Genomic DNA, 802 nt, shown 5'->3' with positions numbered 1-802 from the left:
TGCTTACGGTCAAAAAACACCTCAAGAAGTTGTGAATGCTTGGATGAATAGTGAAGGTCATCGCAAAAACATTTTAAATTCTAGCTTCACTCATATTGGTGTTGGTTATGTTGAACAAGGTAACTATTGGACTCAAATGTTTATTGGTAAATAATAAAACTATTAATCTCAAAGTTAGCTATTCTTAGAAATATAGAATAGCTAACTTTTTTTCGTATTAATTTTCTAATTCTACATTATAAAATGGTACATACATAAATTTTATATATCTTAAGCTTCTGTTTGATACCTTTGTTCCAAATATTAAGTCTATAGGGATTCATGATCAGCATGTTTTAATTCTCATTGATTGGCTCTTTTCGAAAACTTTGTTGTTATTGTTACCAATTTAGTACCAACAAAGTAGTTTTAAATTGTTTGTCATCGTTGTACAGAAGAAATGATGCCTCGAACTTTAGTTGTGTACGGTTTATTTCTTAATATGCAAAACAACAATCAATGTGAAAACTGTCTATTAATAGTACCTAAAAATTTACATGAAGACTTTTTAAAGTCAAATTGCATTTGTATCAAATTTTATTTAATAACAATCTTGGCATTCTGAAACAGCAATTTTCAAACATGGCTATACTTAAATTTTTTCTCCGCATAAATTATTTTATCAATTTTTACTATATGATAATTACACGTATTTTAATATCATGTTACTTAATGTAATATGTTTGAAATAAAATCTGCAATCTAAAAAGTTGTCAATACTTATATCAATGTAATATTTCTCTTTAATGTTTATATATGGTAT

General features: G+C 26.2%; 1 protein-coding gene. It reads left to right on the top strand.

The genetic code is table 11. The features are described 5' to 3' along the window. Window positions 1–154 (top strand): CAP domain-containing protein (locus tag SLH48_RS22405; RefSeq protein WP_320259890.1); only part of this gene is annotated, 154 nt, incomplete at its 5' end. Between the last annotated feature and the right edge of the window lie 648 nt (window positions 155–802).

Origin of the sequence: Cytobacillus sp. IB215316, assembly GCF_033963865.1 — a bacterium.
Lineage (GTDB): Bacteria > Bacillota > Bacilli > Bacillales > SM2101 > Nanhaiella > Nanhaiella sioensis.
Note: the sequence above shows the minus strand (reverse complement) of the source record. Positions and strands in the feature narration are given on the sequence as shown.